This window comes from Paracoccus zhouxuedongae (assembly GCF_041927815.1).
Classification (GTDB): Bacteria; Pseudomonadota; Alphaproteobacteria; order Rhodobacterales; family Rhodobacteraceae; genus Paracoccus.
This window is the reverse complement of the sequence record NZ_JBHFHM010000001.1, coordinates 389,352-405,579: the sequence shown is the minus strand read 5'-3', so window position 1 is coordinate 405,579 and position 16,228 is coordinate 389,352. Positions and strand designations below refer to the sequence as shown.

The window sequence follows — 16,228 nt, the reverse complement described above, 5'->3', positions numbered from 1 at the left end:
CGGGTTATCCTTATTTCAGGCGCAGCGCGTTCAGCGACACGGTGATCGAGGATAGCGACATGGCCAGTGCCGCCGCCAGCGGTGTGGCCAGCCCGACCAGGGCGATGGGCACCGCCACGACGTTATAGCCGAAGGACAGGGCGAAGTTCTCCTTGATACGCTTGCGGGCCTGGCGGCTGATGCGCAGACTGTCGGCGACCGGTTCCAGATCCTGCCCCAGCAGCACGATGTCGGATGCCGTGCGCGCCGCATCCAGCGCCGAAGCGGGCGAGATCGAGACATGCGCGGCGGCAAGCGCCGCCGTATCGTTCAGCCCGTCCCCAACCATCAGCACCTTGCAGCCACGCGCCGACAGATCCGCGACAAGCGCCGCCTTTTCGGCGGGCAGGGCCTCGGCCCGCCAATCGGGAATGCCAAGGCGCTGCGCCAGATCCTGCACCGCCGGGCCGACATCGCCCGAGACCAGCCAGACCGCCATGCCCTGCGCGCGGCAGGCGGCGATCGCGGCCTCGGCCCCCGGTCGCAGGCTGTCGGCAAAGGTCAGGCTGATCGGCGGGGCGGTGCCGATGCGCAGATGGGTGGCGGTGGTGGTGCCGGCCTCGGCGCCCACCCAGGCGGCGCGGCCAAGGCGGACGGGCTGGCCCTGCCAAAGACCTTCGATGCCATAGCCCGGCACTTCGCGCAGGTCATCAACGGCCGCCGGGGCGGTGTCGGACAGAGCCTGCGCCAGCGCAAGGGCCAGCGGATGCGACGAGGCCCCGGCGAGGGCGCGGGCCACCGCGCGTTGGTCGGCCCCCAGCACGTCAAGGTTCTGCGGCGCGGGCACGCCCATGGTCAGGGTGCCGGTCTTGTCGAAAACCACCGCGTCGACCTCGGCCAGGCGTTCAAGCGCTGTGCCGTCCTTGACCAGCAGCCCTTTGCGGAACAGCTTGCCCGAAGCCGCGGTAACGACCGCAGGCACCGCCAGCCCAAGCGCGCAGGGGCAGGTGATGATCAGCACCGCCGCCGCGATGTTCACCGCCAGCCGCACATCGCCGCCGCTGATCCACAGCCAGGCCAGGAAGGACGAAAAGGCCAGCAGATGCACGGCGGGCGAATAGCCGCGCGCGGCGCGTTCGGCCAGCGAGGTATAGCGCGTCTTGGCGCTTTCGGCGGCAGCGACCAGTTCGGCCATCCGGTAGAGCGAGCTGTCCTTGCCCGCCGCCGTCACCTGCATGACCAGCGGGCCGGTCAGGTTCACCTCACCCGTCGACAGCGCGACGCCCCGCCCCGCCCAGACCGGCAGGCTTTCGCCGGTCAGCAGCGCGCGGTCGATCTCGGACGTGCCCTGAGTCACGATGCCATCCGCCGGCACCCGCGCGCCGGGGCGGATCAGCACCTGATCGCCGGGGGCCAGATCGGCCACCGCCACCAGCTCCTCGGCCCCGTCGGTCAGGCGGATGGCGCGGGGCACCTCAAGCGCGGCCAGTTCCTCGGCGGCGGATCGGGCCACGGCGCGGGTCCGGTAGTCCAGATAGCGGCCGACCAGCAGGAAGAACGCCAGCATCACCGCCGCATCGAAATAGGCGTGGTGGCCGGAATTGGCCGTCTCATAGACCGAAATCGCCGAGGCCAGGATCAGCGCCAGCGAGATCGGCACATCCATCCCCAGCCGCCCGCCACGCAGCGAGGCGAAGGCCGATTTGAAGAACGGCTGGCCCGCAAAGGCCACGGTCGGCAGCGCGATGGCGCCGGAAATCCAGTGGAACAGGTCGCGGGTCGCGGCCTCTGCCCCCGACCAGACGGCGACCGACAGGATCATGATGTTCATCATCGCGAAACCCGACACGCCGATGCGCATCAGGATGTCGCGGCCCTGACGGTCGGCGGTGGTGGCCGACAACATGCCGGGGTCCAGCTCATGCGCCTCATAGCCGATGCGGGCCAGGGTGGCGATCAGCACGGCGGGGTCGGTGCCGGCCTCGGTTTCCACGGCGACGCGGCGCAGGGTCAGGTTGACGCGGGCATCACGCACATCGTCACGGGCTTTCAGCGCGCGTTCCACATCGCTGATGCAGGTGGCGCAATGGGCCGTGGGCAGCGACAGCATCACGCGGGCCTCACGCGCAAGGCTGGCGCCGCGGGCAAGGCGTTCGGCGGCGGGCGCGGCCACGCAGGCGGGGCAGGCCGACATGCCCGTGGCCCCGTCGAAATCCTGCGGCCCGGCCAGATCGGCGCGGTCCATGTCGGGGTTCAGCGTCATCCGCCCTGCCCTTTCCGTCTGTGTCCTGTCGCTTGCGCGGCCTTAGCCCCGCACGTTGAAATCGAACCGCTGGCGGAACAGCGTGCCGTCCGGCGCCTCGGCCTCAAGATGGATCAGCCAGTTGCCGGGCGCCAGCGCGATCGGGGCGGTGAACTGACCATTTTCATAGGCGAAGGCCGGGGTCTGGTCGTCGCGGGTATGGGTGGTGCGGCCCACCGTCACATCCAGCCGCTTGACCGACACCGGCTTGTCGGCGCTGTCGAGGATGGCAAAGCTCATCACCCCATCCGCATAATCGTGGCGGATATGCCAGCCCAGGTTCTGCTGGGCCGCGCGGTCGGCATCAAAGGTCTGCGAGGCGACATAGCTGTTGGCGACCTCAAGCCCCGGAAAGGTGCCGATGGCCTGGCGCGCCATGAACAGGTTGACCACGATGATGACCGCGAACAGCCCGACAAAGGTGGCCGCCACGCCGCGCCCGGACACGCGGTTCCCCAGGCTGAGCAGCAGAAAGGGCAACAGCAGCGGGATGGCCACCGCCACCACCATCAGACCCCGCGCCAGCGGCGACAGGCCGTAGAACATCTCAAGCAGGTTGCTCATCGGCGTGCCCCCGTGCCGTTGAAGACGGTGTCGGTCACCGAACGCGCGTTCGATTCGACGTCCTGCACCCAGATCTCGATCTCTTCGCGCGCGCCGGCGGCCGGTTCGCTGCCCCTGGGCGCGGTCACGTAGATGCGCTGGATCAGCATCTGATCGGCACCGACCGCGACCTGCTGGCCCTCGACCCCTTCAAGCGTCAGGGTCAGCGGGGCCTGGTTGGCGCCTTCGGCCAGGCGGATGGTGAACTGGCGTTCCTCACCCTGCTTGTTGCGCAGCCGCAGTTCATAGGTGTTGCGGATCGCGCCGTCAGACATCTGCACGAACAGCGGGTTGCGCACCGGCGTGACGTTCACATCCAGCGGCGAGCGCATGAACAGCGCCACCACCAAAGCGATGCCGATGCCCATCCACAGGGTGAAATACAGCATCGTGCGCGGGCGCAGGATATGCTTCATCACCGGCTTCGGCGCGGCACCGGCGCGCTCGGCGGCCTCGTCCTTCAGGGCCATATAGTCGATCAGCCCGCGCGGCTTGCCGATCTTGTCCATCACGTCGTTGCAGGCGTCGATGCACAGGGCGCAAGTGATGCATTCAAGCTGCTGGCCGTCGCGGATGTCGATGCCCATCGGGCAGACGTTCACGCAGGCCAGGCAGTCGATGCAATCGCCCTTGGCGGCGGTCGGGCTGTCGCCCTTGGTCGGCTCACCCTTGGCGATCTTGCCGCGCGGTTCGCCCCGCCATTCGCGATAGCCGACGGTCAGCGAATCCTCGTCCAGCATGGCGGCCTGGATACGCGGCCAGGGGCAGGCATAGATACAGATCTGTTCGCGCGCGAAGCCGCCAAAGAAGAAGGTGGTGGCGGTCATCACCGCGATGGTCGTGTAGGCGACCGGATGCGCCTGACCGGTCAGCAGATCGGCCAACAGGGTCGGCGCATCGGTGAAGTAGAACACCCATGCGCCACCGGTCGCCACAGCGATCGCCAGCCAGATGATCCATTTCGACAGCCGCAGCCGCAGCTTGTTCAGCGACCAGGGCGCGCGATGGATGCGCAACTGGTTGTTGCGGTCGCCCTCGATAAAGCGTTCGACATGCAGGAACAGGTCGGTCCAGACCGTCTGCGGGCAGGCATAGCCGCACCAGACCCGACCCAGTGCCGAGGTGAACAGGAACAGCCCCAGCCCGGCCATGACCAGCAGGCCCGCGACGAAATAGAACTCATGCGGCCAGATTTCGATCATGAAGAAATAGAAGCGGCGGTTGGCAAGGTCGACCAGCACCGCCTGATCCGGCATCCCCGGCCCGCGATCCCAGCGCAGCCACGGGGTGATGTAGTAGACGCCCAACATCAGCGTCATCAGCACCCATTTCAGGGTGCGGAAGTTGCCGCTGACCGCGCGCGGGAACACCGGCTCGCGTGATGCGTAAAGGCCGGGGGGGGTAATTTCGGGCGAGGACACGTCAGACTCCTGTCTTATCCTTCGACGGGCTTAGGGCCGACGGCCCCGGCTTGCTTTGACCTGAATCAAAAAGACAGATCCAAGATACAGGATTTCCCGGCACATTCGAGGGGCCGGGACGCCGCAGGTCGGCGTGCCGGTTCAGGGCGGGCCGATCCACGGGTGTGGCGTATCTTCTAACCAATCGCGCCGGGCGATCCAAGCGCCCCTGGGCCGCCTGGGCCAAACTGCCGCATCACCGGGCGGGCGCGCCGATGGGAAAGGCCCGCGCCGGGGCGCGGGCCTTGGTCGTTCATCGCGCTGCGACCGGCTTATTCGCCGCCGCCCAGGCCATGCACATACAGCGACACGGCGCGGATATCAGCATCCGACAGCTTGGCACCCCAGGCCGGCATCACGCCACGGCGGGCATTGACGACGGAATAGTGGATGTCCTCACGCGTGCCGCCATACAGCCAGATCTGGTTGTTTAGCGACGGCGCGCCCAGATCGCGCATCCCCTCGCCATTTTCGCCATGGCAGCTTGCGCAGTTGTCGGCAAACACGGTGGCGCCTTCGGCCTCCAGCGTCGCGTCGAACTCCTGACCCGAGATCTTCAGCACATGTTCGACGACCTGTTTGATCTGGGTTTCGTCCAGCAGGCCGTCCACGCCAAAGCGCGGCATGTCGGAGATGCGGGTCTCGGGATCGTCTTCCGAACGGATGCCGTGAACGATGGTGGTGTGGATGGTGTCGATGTCGCCACCCCACAGCCAGTCGTTGTCCAGCAGGTTCGGATAACCGACGTTGCCGGCCGCGCCCGAACCATGGCACTGCGCGCAGTTGGTGCGGAACACCGCCGCACCGGCGTTGCGGGCATAGTTCGCCAGTTCGGTGTCATTGCTTACCTGGGTCAGGTCAGCCGCGACCAGACGCGCCTGAATGTCGGCATTCGCCGCATCGAAGCGCTGGATCTCGGCCGCGACATCGCCACGGGTCGAATGGCCCAGCAGACCCGGCGTCGCGCCGGAAATCAGCGGCCAGGCCGGATAGGCGATCACATAGGCAATCGCCCAGACGACGGTGGCGTAGAACGTCCATAGCCACCAGCGCGGCAGCGGGTTGTCGTATTCCTCGATCCCGTCCCAGCTGTGGCCAGTCGAGGGAACTTCGACAACCTTGGTGCCATGGCGGCCGCGGCGAACGGCACGGGTGCCATGGTGGGCCGCAGCGGTCGCCGCGGCGGCGGCTTCGTTGCCGGGGGCGTCGGGGGCCGGGCGATCGGGGGCAGCGCCCGCGATCTTGGCCTCGTGTTCCCGGTCGGCAGCCTGACGTTCAAGTTCGATCTTGTTGTCGGGGTTGTTGGGGCTGGAATGTGCGTCTTTTTCAGCCATCAGCGTGCCTCCTCGTGCCGCGCAGTCTCTGCGCGGTCGGGTGTCCGTTCCCCGCCGGTCTCGGCGGGCTTTTTTTCATGACGGAAGATGCTTTCGGCAATGTCCTGATGCACCCGGCGGCTGCCGGGCCGGAAGGCCCAGAACAGCACACCGATGAAGAACAGGAACAGGACCAGAAGCGCCCAGCTGTCTGCAAACTGCCGAAGAAGGGTGTAAAGGTCCATTGCCGCCCCCCTTACCGGCTGGCGTCGGGCTGGAAGGTCGAGAAATCGACCATCGTGCCCAGCACTTGCAGATAGGCGACCAGCGCATCCATTTCGGTCAGCGCGGGCTGACCATCAAAGTTGCGCGCCTGCGCCCCCGGATAGCGCGCCTGAAGGCCGCTGACATCCGCATCGGGCGTCGCCTGAGCCGCAAAGTCGGCCAGCGATTCCGTGATCATCTCGTCGCTATAAGGCACGCCGACCATACGGTCCGCCTTCAGCCGGTCCTCGATGTGTCTGCCATCGATGACGCGGTTCGACAGGAAGCCGTATTTCGGCATGATCGATTCCGGCACGACCGATTGCGGGTCGGTCAGGTGATCGACATGCCAGGCGTCGGAATAGCGCCCGCCAATCCGGGCCAGGTCCGGCCCGGTCCGCTTGGACCCCCACTGGAACGGATGGTCGTACATCGATTCCGCCGCCAGGCTGTAATGGCCGTAACGCTGCACCTCATCGCGCATCGGGCGGATCATCTGGCTATGGCAGACGTAGCAGCCCTCGCGGATGTAGATGTCGCGGCCCTTCAGCTCGAGCGGGGTGTAGGGGCGGACCCCCTCCACCTTTTCGATGGTGTTTTCCAGATAGAACAGCGGTGCGATCTCGACGATGCCACCGATGGTCACGACCAGGAACGAGAAGACCAGCAGCAGCGTGGCGTTCTTTTCGAGGATCTTGTGCTTTTCAAGAATTGCCATGTTCGCGTCTCCTTATTCGGCCGGAACCGGGGCAGTCTGCGCGGCGACGCGCGGCTGCTTGGCGACAGTGGCCCACAGGTTGTAGCACATGATCACACCACCGGCGAGATACAGCACCCCACCCAGCGCACGCACGACGTTCATCGGATGCTTGGCGGCGACGGTATCGGCGAAGGCGTTGACCAGATAGCCCTGGGCGTCGACTTCACGCCACATCAGGCCCTCCATGATGCCCGACACCCACATCGAGGCGGCGTAAAGCACGATCCCGATGGTGGCGAGCCAGAAGTGCCAGCTGACCAGCGACAGGCTGTAAAGACGTTCCCGACCCCACAGGCGCGGCACCAGATAGTAAAGCGCGCCAAAGGTGATCATGCCGTTCCAGCCAAGCGCGCCGGAATGGACGTGACCGATGGTCCAGTCGGTATAGTGCGACAGGCTGTTCACGGCCTTGATCGACATCATCGGGCCTTCAAAGGTCGACATGCCGTAAAAGCCGATGGCAACCACCATCATGCGGATGATCGGGTCGGTGCGCAGCTTGTCCCAGGCGCCCGACAGCGTCATCAGGCCGTTGATCATGCCACCCCAGGACGGCATCCATAGCATGATCGAGAACACCATGCCCAGCGTCGAGGCCCAGTCGGGCAGCGCGGTATAATGCAGGTGGTGCGGACCGGCCCAGATATACAGGAAGATCAGCGCCCAGAAGTGGATGATCGACAGCTTGTAGCTATAGACCGGACGTTCGGCCTGCTTCGGCACGAAGTAATACATCATGCCCAGGAAGCCCGCGGTCAGGAAGAAGCCCACGGCGTTGTGGCCATACCACCATTGCGTCATCGCATCCTGCACGCCCGCGAAAAGCTGCACGGATTTCGACCCGAACAGCGACACCGGCATCGCCAGGTTGTTGACGATATGCAGCATCGCGATGGTCACGATGAAGGACAGATAGAACCAGTTCGCCACATAGATGTGGGGTTCCTTGCGCTTCAGCACGGTGCCCAGGAACACCAGCAGATACACAACCCAGACGATCGTCAGCCACAGGTCGACATACCATTCGGGTTCGGCATATTCCTTGGACTGCGTGGCACCCAGGATATAGCCGGTCGCGGCCAGGACGATGAACAGGTTATAGCCCCAGAACACGAACCAGGCGGCGTTGCCGCCGAACAGCCGTGCCGCCGACGTGCGCTGGACGACATAGAACGAGGTCGCAAGCAGGGCGTTGCCGCCAAAGGCAAAGATCACCGCGCTGGTATGCAGCGGGCGCAGCTTGCCGAAGTTCAGATAGCCGTGCGTCAGCTCGGAGAAGTTGAGCTGCGGATAGGCCAGTTGGAAGGCGATGGTGACGCCGACCAGAAACCCGACCACGCCCCAGAAGGCCGTGGCGATCACACCGGCGCGCACGACGCCGTCGTTATATTCACCTTCCAGCACATAGGCCGGCTCGTCGGTGTTGCGAAGCACCGAAACGAAAGCCAGCGCCGCGGCGATCACGAAGATCACGGCAGCGACCATGTAGGGAAGGTCTCGCGCGTTGCTGGCTGCGATCGCGGCGATCACCGCGCCCGCGCCAAGCGCGATCAGCTTGATGTAGTTGACCATGTCTAGCGTCCCTTTGTCCTGATTCTATTCCGCCGGGCCGCAACGCACCCGACAGAGAGATCGACACTCGCACTTGTGATGTCCCCCATGGCCACTGCATTGATCTGTGTCAATTTGATGCGGCCAGGGGGCGGTTTTGGCGGCGCAACTGTTGCATATGCGCCCGCCAGACGGAACCTGTCACGCAGCCGCAGGGCGCCGGTCGTGACACCGGGGCAGGCTGTCGCGCCGTGCTGGCGGGCCGGGACGACGGGCGGCCAGCCGCCGCGCCCACAGCATCGTTCGCCGCTGCAAAGCCACGGAAAATGCGGAAAATGCCCTGCAATTTCCCGCGTTGCAGGGCGGCTGGCGGCATGGTGCGATGCTCGGGGCGGCGGAGCGCCCTCCGGTCGTCCTCGCGCCGGGGCGCGGCGCGCTCCCCGACGGACGACCGTCCCGATGGGCGCCAGACGCCCGCAGCCTGATCGCGGTGCTTGGCGCGCGCGACTGGCACGCTTGCCCGGCAGCCTTGACTGGCACCCTTGACTGGCGCGCGCACAGGTTTGATCTTGCTCAAGGACCGCGCACCACCCGCGTGCGAGACTTGGCCCACATCCCCTGACAAAAGGACTGGTCATGGCCTGGAACACCATTCTGACGCTTGCCACCACCCCCGAGCAGCTGGACCGCCAGATCGGCGGCGCCATCGCCCTGGCCCGGCGCGAGGATGCGCATCTGGATCTGTTCTGCATCGGCGTCGACCATGCGCAGACCGGTTATTATTACGCCGGCGCATCGGCCTATGTCTTTCAAGAGGCGATCGACCGCGCCCTGGCCCTGGCCGAGGAAACCGCCGAGGCGGCCCGCAAGCGCCTGACGCCCGAAGATATCCGCTGGGGCGTCGACACCGCCGTAGCGCAGCTTGGCGGCCTGTCGGCCCTGGCCGGCCTGAAGGCGCGCTACGCCGATCTGGTCGTGCTGGCCGCCCCCTACGGCGAGGATCGCGGCCCCGAGGCCGAGGCGATCCTGGAAGCCGTCCTGTTCGAGGGCCGCGCCCCGGTGATGATGCTGCCCGAGGCTGGCCTGCCCGACCGCTATGGCCGCCGCGTCGTGATCGCCTGGAACCAGAGCCACGAGGCGATGGCCGCCGTCCACAAGGCGCTGCCGGTGCTGAAGGCCGCCGATCTGGTCGATATCGTCGTCATCGACCCGCCTGCGCAGGGTGCCGAACGATCCGATCCCGGCGGCGCGCTGTCGCAATTCCTGGCCCGCCACGGCTGCACGGTTCAGGTCAGCGTGCTGGCCCGCACCCAGCCCCGCGTCTCGGACGTTCTGCGCCGCCATGTTGCCGAAACCGGCGCCGACATGATCGTGATGGGCGCCTACGGCAAATCCCGCTTCCGCGAGGCGATCCTGGGCGGTGCCACGCGCGAGATGCTGGCAGGCGTCGACGTGCCGGTGCTGATGGCGCATTGACGGCTGTCGGGCCATCACGGCAGGGCCGAGTTTATCAGCCCGTATCGGGCCGCGATGAACAGCGATGATGTCGTCGCCGTCGCCACGAGTTCCTGACCGAGGACTGCCGGATTTTCTGGCCGCAATCGACCAGGTGATCCATGGCGGCGCGGCTTTTTGCTGCCATCAATGCTGCCTCTCCCACGGATGGGCCATGGGGGATTCAGCCTCTGTCGCTTCTGGCGCAAGGTGATCGCGTTGTTGCGGAGATAATCGCGTTGCTACGGAGATAGGGGTGACTGACAGGACGTTGGCGCGGTTGCCGTGACTTTTCACAAAGGTTTCGGACGGTCGTGTCATGGAGCAGCGCCAATACGCCTGACGATTACCATACCCCTGCCTGGCGCGCGGCGTGGGTTGTGACGGTATCAACCTCTGTCGCTGAGGGCGCAAGGTGATCGCGTTGTTCGGGATACCTCGGTGATGGGCGAGATACAGACTTCGCTTGCCGTCACCTTTCACAAGGTTTCCGACCGTCGCCTCATCGACCAGCGCCGTCAGTGGCCTGACGGTCACCCCGCCCCAGCCTGGCGCGCGGCGTGGGTTGCGGCGGTATCAACCTCTGTCGCTGAGGGCGCGAGGCGACCGCGTTGTTACGGGGACCTTGGTGATTGACGGAACGTAGACGGTGATCACCGCCACCTTTCACAAGGTTTCCGACAGTCGGATCGTCGAGGAGCGCCCACCCGCCTGACGATTACCCTTCTCAGGCGTGGCGCGCCGAAGCGGGCATGGCACTTCCAGCCTGTGTCGCTTCTGGCGCAAGGTGATCGCTTTGTTGCCGAAACACGGGTGACTGACAGGACGTTGGCGCGGTTGCCGTGACTTTTCACAAAGGTTTCGGACGGCCGTGTCATGGAGCAGCGCCAATACGCGCCTGACGACTACCCTACCGCTGCATGGCGCGCGACCTGTGTTGATGCTGGCCGCCCGGATCGGTCCGAAGGCAGCGAAAGCGTCCACACGACCGGAGACCCGATACCTGATGTCCGGCACCCCGCACCCCGCACCCCCGCACCCCCGCACCCCCGCACCCGAACGTGCCGCATGAGGCACTCTCATCAGCAAGCGCATGAAGGCACCGAAAAGATACACGGCACGTGGCCCGGCGCGGCTCAAGGCCCCGTGCCCGCCCGCGACACCCGAACTGCTGGCTGGCGCCGGTTCTCCGGGCGCACAAGGTCACGCCGCGGTGCAAGACGTGGAGACGTGCGGTTCTGATCAGCGCCGCTGCTCATGCCTCATGCGCGATGACTCGCAAACCGTCGTCGCGCGTATTGCCGAATGACCGCGTTCCCCGCCTACACTCCCCTGACTTGCAGCAAGACAGCGGTCCCCAGCCTCGGAAGCGAACGGCCTCCGGCCCGCCAGACCGACGCCCGCTTGCCCCGGCATGATCCCCTGGTTGACCCCGCCCCGCAGTTTTGAAACTCTTGCCACACCTGCTGACGTTGGCCCCCGCTAACCGGAGAACACTCATGCCCCATGCCCGCCCAGGCACCGCTTATGCCACCCGAGATCAGGGTCGCGACCGCCGCACCGCCTCTCTGCGCCGGATTTGCCCGGCGCAAGCCGCGGCGTTGGTGCTGGTCAGCCTCGCCGCCGCCTGTGGTGGCTCGCCCAATCCGCCGACGGCCTCCGCCCAAGGCGGGGGTGCCGCCACTGTCAGCGCGGCCACTCTCGCCTCGCCGCAGGCAAATTACTGTCGCCAAAAGGGCGGCACGATCCGCGGAGAGGCCGGGCCGGGCGGGGTTCGGGCCACGTGTCATCTGCCCGATCATCGCATCGCGGAAATCGGCGCCCTTTATCGGGTGGAAGTGGTCGAGCGTCTGTAACTGTCCGATCAGGGCGGGGCGCGGCTGCGCGGCGACGGCACCATGGCGCCGGCAGCCCTGATCGCCTGCGCGGCCCCGTCATCCCCGGCGTCCGCCGCAGTTTCATCGTCATCCGCCCCCGTTCGGCGCGGCGCGGCCAGGCGCCAGATCAGCGCCAGCCACACCCATGTTCCAAGCAGAATCAGCAGCATATCCATGCCGCCAGCTTGACCGCCAATTCGCTAATTTTTCGTTTACGGCACAGGATAAGTCATGAAAAAACCGGGCTGCGCGACAGCGCAGCCCGGCAACAACGGCCAAAAGACGATCAGTTTTCGATCGCGGGGGCCTTCTGGCTGGCAATCTCGATCCGGCGGGGCTTCAGTGCCTCGGGCACTTCGCGCACCAGATCGATGTGCAGCATCCCGTCACGGTGGTCAGCACCGGTGACCTTGACGTGATCGGCCAAGGCAAAGCGGCGCTCGAAGGCGCGGGTGGCGATGCCGCGGTGCAGATAGCTGCGCTGCTCCTCCTCCGCGGCCTTGCGGGCCGAGACGATCAGTGCGCCGTCCTTCAGCTCGACCGACAGATCGTCAGCGGAAAAACCGGCCACAGCGATCGAGATGCGATAGGCGGCGTCGCCCAATTTCTCAATATTGTAAGGGGGATAGGTCGGTTGGGCCACATCGGCAGCCAGCACCCGGTCCATCATGTCGGCGATGCGGTCAAAGCCGACGGTCGCGCGATACAGCGGCGAAAGATCAAAGTTGCGCATGTCATCCTCATCTGAGCGATGTTTCAGGGTCGCGGCCCGTCATGGCGCCGCGATACCGTTCAGATGGGGGCGGCGCGCGCCTTTTCAAGACCCGCCAACGACGGGGGCAGCGGTCCACCCGTCGCCCAATCCAGCAGTTCAGCGGTATGCACCACCGGCAGGCCGGTCCCCGCCCCGATCTGCATCATGCAGCCGATGTTGCCCGCCGCGATCAGATCGGGCTGGCGCGCCTCAAGCGTGGCAACCTTGCGCCGCCGCAGCTCGTCCGAGATCGTCGGTTGCAGCAGGTTATAGGTGCCCGCGCTGCCGCAGCACAGATGCGCGTCGGCGGGTTCGACCACGCGAAAACCTGCGGCCCGCAGCAGATCCTTGGGCGCGGCGGTGATCTTTTGCCCGTGTTGCAGCGAACATGCGGCGTGATAGGCGACGGTCAGATCAAACGAGCGTTTGACCGGCGGCAGGCCAAGCTGGGCGACAAACTCGGTCACGTCGCGCGCCATCCCCGAGACGACGCCCGCGCCGGGCGTGTCGGCCATGAAAACGGCGTAATCCTTGATCACCGTGCCACAGCCCGAGGTGTTGATGATCAGCGCGTCAAATGCCCCCTGCCCTTGCACAGCAGCAATCATTTTCGCTGCGAAATCATGGGTTTCCTCCGCGCGACCCAGATGATGCGACAGCGCCCCGCAGCAGCCCATACCGGGCGGGATCACCACCTCGCAGCCTGCACGGCGCAGCAGCCGGATGGTGGCGTCATTGATGTCGGTGTTCAGCGCCTTTTGCGCGCAGCCGGTCATCAGCGCGACCCGCGCGCGGCGTTCGCCAAGCGCCGGAAAGGTCTGCGGATCGTCGTTGCGGCTGACCGGCGGCAGCGGCGCGGCGGCCATGTCCAGCATGGCGCGCAGCCGCGCATTGGGGACCAGCCGCCGGAACGGCCGCGCCAGCTTGGCCAGCCCCAAGGCCAGCCGGAACCGCCCCGGATAGGGCACCAGCCGCGCCAGCAGCCCGCGCAGCAGCCGGTCGTGCCAGGGCCTGCGCCAGGTGCGTTCGACATGCACCCGCGCCATGTCGATCAGATGCATGTAGTCAACGCCCGAGGGGCAGGTCGTGGTGCAGGCCAGGCAGGACAGGCAGCGGTCGATATGACGCGCGGTGCGGGCATCGGCGGGGCGGCCGGATTCCAGCATCTCCTTGATCAGATAGATGCGGCCGCGCGGGCTGTCCAATTCGTCGCCCAGCACCTGATAGCTGGGGCAGGTCGCGGTGCAGAAACCGCAATGCACACAGGCCCGCAGGATCCCGTTGGCGCGCGCCAGCATCGGGTCGGCCAGTTGCTCGGGGGTAAAGTCGGTTTGCATCACTCCCCCGGATTCAGAATGCCGCGCGGGTCAAATCGCGCGCGCAAGGCTGCCGTCAGCGTGGCAATCGCGGGCGGTTCGGGGTGAAATCGGCCCGGCCCCGCCGCGGTCAACCGTGTCGCGTGGCCAGAGAAGGCGCCGATCCGGGCGCGGGCATCGACGCCTTCGGGCAGCCGCGCATGGATCACCCCGCCGCCCCAATCGACGCTGACCGGCACGGCCAGACGGGCCGCAATCGCGGCGCAATCGCTGGGTCGCACCGCGATCCGCCACAGATCGCCCGCGCCGTCGGGCGGGGTCGGCCAGTCCCCGGCCTCGGCCACCGGGCCGAACCGCGACAGCAGCGCCCGCAGACCATCGGCGCGATAGGCGACCGATCCGGGCAGTCCCTCCAGCCGGAACACGGCCTGACCGTTGGCCCAGGCTGCCCCGGCCAGGTCAAAAGGCTGGCCACAGGCCGCGATCATCGCCGCCACCGCCTGCGGCAGCTCCGCCCGCAGCCCGACCTGTGCGGCCGCAGGCGCGATCGGTGCCAGCTTGAAGGCGACCTCGCTGAGCACCCCCAGCCGCCCCCATGACCCGGCCATCAGCTTGACCAGATCATAACCGGTGACATTCTTCATCACCCGGCCGCCATTCTTGATGATCCGCCCCGCGCCATCGACGAACCGCACCCCGATCAGACTGTCGCGACACGCCCCAGCCAGCAGACGCCCCGGGCCGCTGGCATTCGTGGCCACGACGCCGCCGATGGTTGATCCCGGCTTGCCCGGCGGGTCAAAGGGCAGCCGTTGCCCCTCGGCGGCCAGCAGCGCCCGCACCTCGGCCAGGGCCGTGCCCGCGCGCACCACCAGCGTCAGCGCGGCAGGTTCATACAGCACAACCCCGGTCAGCCCACCGGTCTGAAGCCGCGCCCCCTGCCCGACAGGCGCGCGCGTAGCCCCGCCGACAATCCGCAAAGGCCCCGCCGCATCCCGGATCGCCTCGGCCAATTCTGCCTCGCTGCCCGGCTTCATTCTTTCTTGCCCAAATACGCCGGGGGTCTGGGGGCAGCGCCCCCAGTCCGCCGCCCCTCGCTGACGGCCAGCGGGAACACCTTGGCGGGGTTCAGCAGCCAGCCTGGATCGAACACGTCCTTCACATCCATCTGCGCGGCCAGATCGTCGGCCCCGAACTGCACACCCATCAGCTCGCGCTTTTCCACGCCGACGCCATGCTCGCCGGTCAGACAGCCGCCGACCTCGACACACAGCTTCAGGATCTCGGCGCCCAAAGCCTCACACCGGGCCAGTTCCCCCGAGGCATTGGCATCGTAGAGGATCAACGGGTGCATGTTGCCGTCACCGGCGTGAAAGACATTGGCGACGCGCAGGCCGGCCGCCGAGGCCAGAACCTCGATCCGGCGCAGCACCTCGGGCAGCGCCGAAACGGGAATGGTCCCGTCCAGGCACATGTAATCCGAAATCCGCCCCATCGCGCCAAAGGCCGATTTTCGACCCAGCCAGATCGCCTTCGATTCCGCCTCAGATCGGCTTTCGCGGAACTCGACGGGCGCGTGGCGGGCGGCGATGCTGCGGATCAGGGCCAGTTGTTCGTCGATCTCGGCGGGGCTGCCCTCGACCTCGACGATCAGCAGGGCGGCGCAGTCGGGATAGCCTGCGGCGCAGAAATCCTCGGTGGCGCGGATGCAGGGGCGGTCCATGAACTCGATGGCGACGGGGATCACGCCGCTGCGGATGATGTCGGCGACGCAAGCGCCCGCCACCTCGGGGCTGTCGAAGGCGATCAGCACCGGGCGCGCGCCCTCAGGCGTGGGCAGGATGCGCAAGGTGGCCTCGGTCACCACGCCCAGCTGGCCCTCGGATCCGCAGAACAGCCCCAGCAGGTCCAGACCCGGCGCATCCATCGCCGGCCCGCCCAGATCGATGACCGTGCCATCCATCAGCACCACCCGCGCGCCCAGCAGGTTGTTGGTCGTCACCCCGTATTTCAGGCAATGCGCCCCGCCCGAGTTCATGGCGATATTGCCCGCAATCGCGCAGGCCAACTGGCTGGAGGGGTCGGGCGCGTAAAAGAACCCCAGCCCTGCCACCTCGCCCGTAACGCTCAGGTTGGTGCGCCCGGCCTCGACCCGGATCAGCCGGTTCGCGGTGTCGACCTCCAGCACCCGGTTCATGCGGGCGAGGCCCAGCACCACGGCGTCTTCGGTCGGCATCGCCCCGCCCGCAAGGCTGGTGCCCGCGCCGCGCGGCACGACCTTGACGCCATGGTCGTAGCAAAACCGCAGACAGGCCGCGACCTCATCCGTCGTGCGCGGCAGAACCACGGCCAGCGGCGGGCAGCGATAGGCGGTCAGCGCGTCGCATTCATAGGCGCGCGTGGCCACCGGATCGTCGATCACCGCATCATCGGGCAGGATCGCGCGCAGCCCGGCGATCAGCGCAAGGCGGCGCGACAGGATGTCGGGATCGGGCGCGGGCAGTTGCATGGGGCCACCTCTGCCCCAAGGTTAGGATGGCGCGTCGCGCCTGTCC

At 66.8% G+C, this 16,228-nt stretch carries 14 protein-coding genes; 2 read left to right on the top strand and 12 right to left on the bottom strand.

The genetic code is table 11. The features are described 5' to 3' along the window. Positions 1–10 precede the first annotated feature (10 nt). The 7 genes from ACEYYA_RS02130 to ccoN form a co-directional block, all read right to left on the bottom strand. On the bottom strand, positions 11–2,224 hold the full coding sequence (locus ACEYYA_RS02130) for a heavy metal translocating P-type ATPase (RefSeq protein WP_374797404.1): 2,214 nt from the start codon (positions 2,222–2,224) through the stop codon (positions 11–13). A gap of 60 nt (positions 2,225–2,284) precedes the next feature. Next, entirely contained in the window at positions 2,285–2,845 is a 561-nt protein-coding gene (locus tag ACEYYA_RS02125) for a FixH family protein (protein WP_374797079.1), read from the bottom strand. Further along, positions 2,842–4,305, bottom strand: a complete 1,464-nt coding sequence (gene ccoG, locus ACEYYA_RS02120) for a cytochrome c oxidase accessory protein CcoG (RefSeq protein WP_374797078.1) — start codon at positions 4,303–4,305, stop codon at positions 2,842–2,844. The genes ACEYYA_RS02125 and ccoG overlap by 4 nt, the downstream gene beginning before the upstream one ends. Positions 4,306–4,616: 311 nt before the next feature. After that, on the bottom strand, positions 4,617–5,678 hold the full coding sequence (gene ccoP, locus ACEYYA_RS02115) for a cytochrome-c oxidase, cbb3-type subunit III (RefSeq protein WP_374797076.1): 1,062 nt from the start codon (positions 5,676–5,678) through the stop codon (positions 4,617–4,619). Beyond that, positions 5,678–5,902, bottom strand: coding sequence for a cbb3-type cytochrome c oxidase subunit 3 (locus ACEYYA_RS02110; RefSeq protein ID WP_374797074.1), 225 nt, complete (start codon positions 5,900–5,902; stop codon positions 5,678–5,680). The genes ccoP and ACEYYA_RS02110 overlap by 1 nt, the downstream gene beginning before the upstream one ends. An 11-nt stretch (positions 5,903–5,913) precedes the next feature. Then, a complete protein-coding gene (gene ccoO, locus ACEYYA_RS02105) occupies positions 5,914–6,639 on the bottom strand; it encodes a cytochrome-c oxidase, cbb3-type subunit II (protein ID WP_374797072.1) in 726 nt (241 codons plus the stop codon). Between the two features lie 12 nt (positions 6,640–6,651). Further along, positions 6,652–8,253, bottom strand: a complete 1,602-nt coding sequence (gene ccoN / locus ACEYYA_RS02100) for a cytochrome-c oxidase, cbb3-type subunit I (RefSeq protein WP_374797070.1) — start codon at positions 8,251–8,253, stop codon at positions 6,652–6,654. 615 nt (positions 8,254–8,868) lie between these two features. Here ccoN and ACEYYA_RS02095 point away from each other — a divergent pair. Both ACEYYA_RS02095 and ACEYYA_RS02090 read left to right on the top strand, forming a co-directional pair. Continuing rightward, positions 8,869–9,708, top strand: a complete 840-nt coding sequence (locus ACEYYA_RS02095; RefSeq protein WP_374797068.1) for a universal stress protein — start codon at positions 8,869–8,871, stop codon at positions 9,706–9,708. Positions 9,709–11,225: 1,517 nt separating this feature from the next. Next, a complete protein-coding gene (locus ACEYYA_RS02090) occupies positions 11,226–11,582 on the top strand; it encodes a DUF333 domain-containing protein (protein ID WP_374797066.1) in 357 nt (118 codons plus the stop codon). Positions 11,583–11,590: 8 nt separating this feature from the next. Here ACEYYA_RS02090 and ACEYYA_RS02085 read toward each other — a convergent pair whose 3' ends face one another. From ACEYYA_RS02085 to ACEYYA_RS02065, 5 genes are all read right to left on the bottom strand, one after another. Further along, the gene (locus ACEYYA_RS02085; RefSeq protein WP_374797064.1) at positions 11,591–11,779 is read right to left on the bottom strand and encodes a hypothetical protein; all 189 of its coding nucleotides are present in this window, start codon (positions 11,777–11,779) and stop codon (positions 11,591–11,593) included. 110 nt (positions 11,780–11,889) lie between these two features. Continuing rightward, complete coding sequence (locus ACEYYA_RS02080; RefSeq protein ID WP_374797062.1) at positions 11,890–12,336, bottom strand: Hsp20 family protein; 447 nt, start codon at positions 12,334–12,336, stop codon at positions 11,890–11,892. A gap of 59 nt (positions 12,337–12,395) precedes the next feature. After that, positions 12,396–13,694, bottom strand: a complete 1,299-nt coding sequence (glcF, locus tag ACEYYA_RS02075; protein WP_374797060.1) for a glycolate oxidase subunit GlcF — start codon at positions 13,692–13,694, stop codon at positions 12,396–12,398. Beyond that, the gene (locus tag ACEYYA_RS02070) at positions 13,694–14,710 is read right to left on the bottom strand and encodes an FAD-binding protein (RefSeq protein WP_374797058.1); all 1,017 of its coding nucleotides are present in this window, start codon (positions 14,708–14,710) and stop codon (positions 13,694–13,696) included. The genes glcF and ACEYYA_RS02070 overlap by 1 nt, the downstream gene beginning before the upstream one ends. Beyond that, positions 14,707–16,182 (bottom strand): FAD-linked oxidase C-terminal domain-containing protein, encoded by a 1,476-nt coding sequence (locus ACEYYA_RS02065; RefSeq protein ID WP_374797056.1) that lies wholly within the window; start codon positions 16,180–16,182, stop codon positions 14,707–14,709. Before ACEYYA_RS02065 ends, ACEYYA_RS02070 begins: the two co-directional genes overlap by 4 nt. Positions 16,183–16,228: the final 46 nt, after the last annotated feature.

Excerpts from the sequence above, each read along its gene's own strand:
- ACEYYA_RS02130 (WP_374797404.1), bottom strand. The coding sequence starts at position 2,224 with ATGGACCGCGCCGATCTGGCCGGGCCGCAGGATTTCGACGGGGCCACG.
- ACEYYA_RS02125 (WP_374797079.1), bottom strand. The coding sequence starts at position 2,845 with ATGAGCAACCTGCTTGAGATGTTCTACGGCCTGTCGCCGCTGGCGCGG.
- ccoP (WP_374797076.1), bottom strand. The coding sequence starts at position 5,678 with ATGGCTGAAAAAGACGCACATTCCAGCCCCAACAACCCCGACAACAAG.
- ACEYYA_RS02110 (WP_374797074.1), bottom strand. The coding sequence starts at position 5,902 with ATGGACCTTTACACCCTTCTTCGGCAGTTTGCAGACAGCTGGGCGCTT.
- ccoO (WP_374797072.1), bottom strand. The coding sequence starts at position 6,639 with ATGGCAATTCTTGAAAAGCACAAGATCCTCGAAAAGAACGCCACGCTG.
- ccoN (WP_374797070.1), bottom strand. The coding sequence starts at position 8,253 with ATGGTCAACTACATCAAGCTGATCGCGCTTGGCGCGGGCGCGGTGATC.
- ACEYYA_RS02095 (WP_374797068.1), top strand. The coding sequence starts at position 8,869 with ATGGCCTGGAACACCATTCTGACGCTTGCCACCACCCCCGAGCAGCTG.
- ACEYYA_RS02090 (WP_374797066.1), top strand. The coding sequence starts at position 11,226 with ATGCCCCATGCCCGCCCAGGCACCGCTTATGCCACCCGAGATCAGGGT.
- ACEYYA_RS02085 (WP_374797064.1), bottom strand. The coding sequence starts at position 11,779 with ATGGATATGCTGCTGATTCTGCTTGGAACATGGGTGTGGCTGGCGCTG.
- ACEYYA_RS02080 (WP_374797062.1), bottom strand. The coding sequence starts at position 12,336 with ATGCGCAACTTTGATCTTTCGCCGCTGTATCGCGCGACCGTCGGCTTT.
- glcF (WP_374797060.1), bottom strand. The coding sequence starts at position 13,694 with ATGCAAACCGACTTTACCCCCGAGCAACTGGCCGACCCGATGCTGGCG.
- ACEYYA_RS02070 (WP_374797058.1), bottom strand. The coding sequence starts at position 14,710 with ATGAAGCCGGGCAGCGAGGCAGAATTGGCCGAGGCGATCCGGGATGCG.
- ACEYYA_RS02065 (WP_374797056.1), bottom strand. The coding sequence starts at position 16,182 with ATGCAACTGCCCGCGCCCGATCCCGACATCCTGTCGCGCCGCCTTGCG.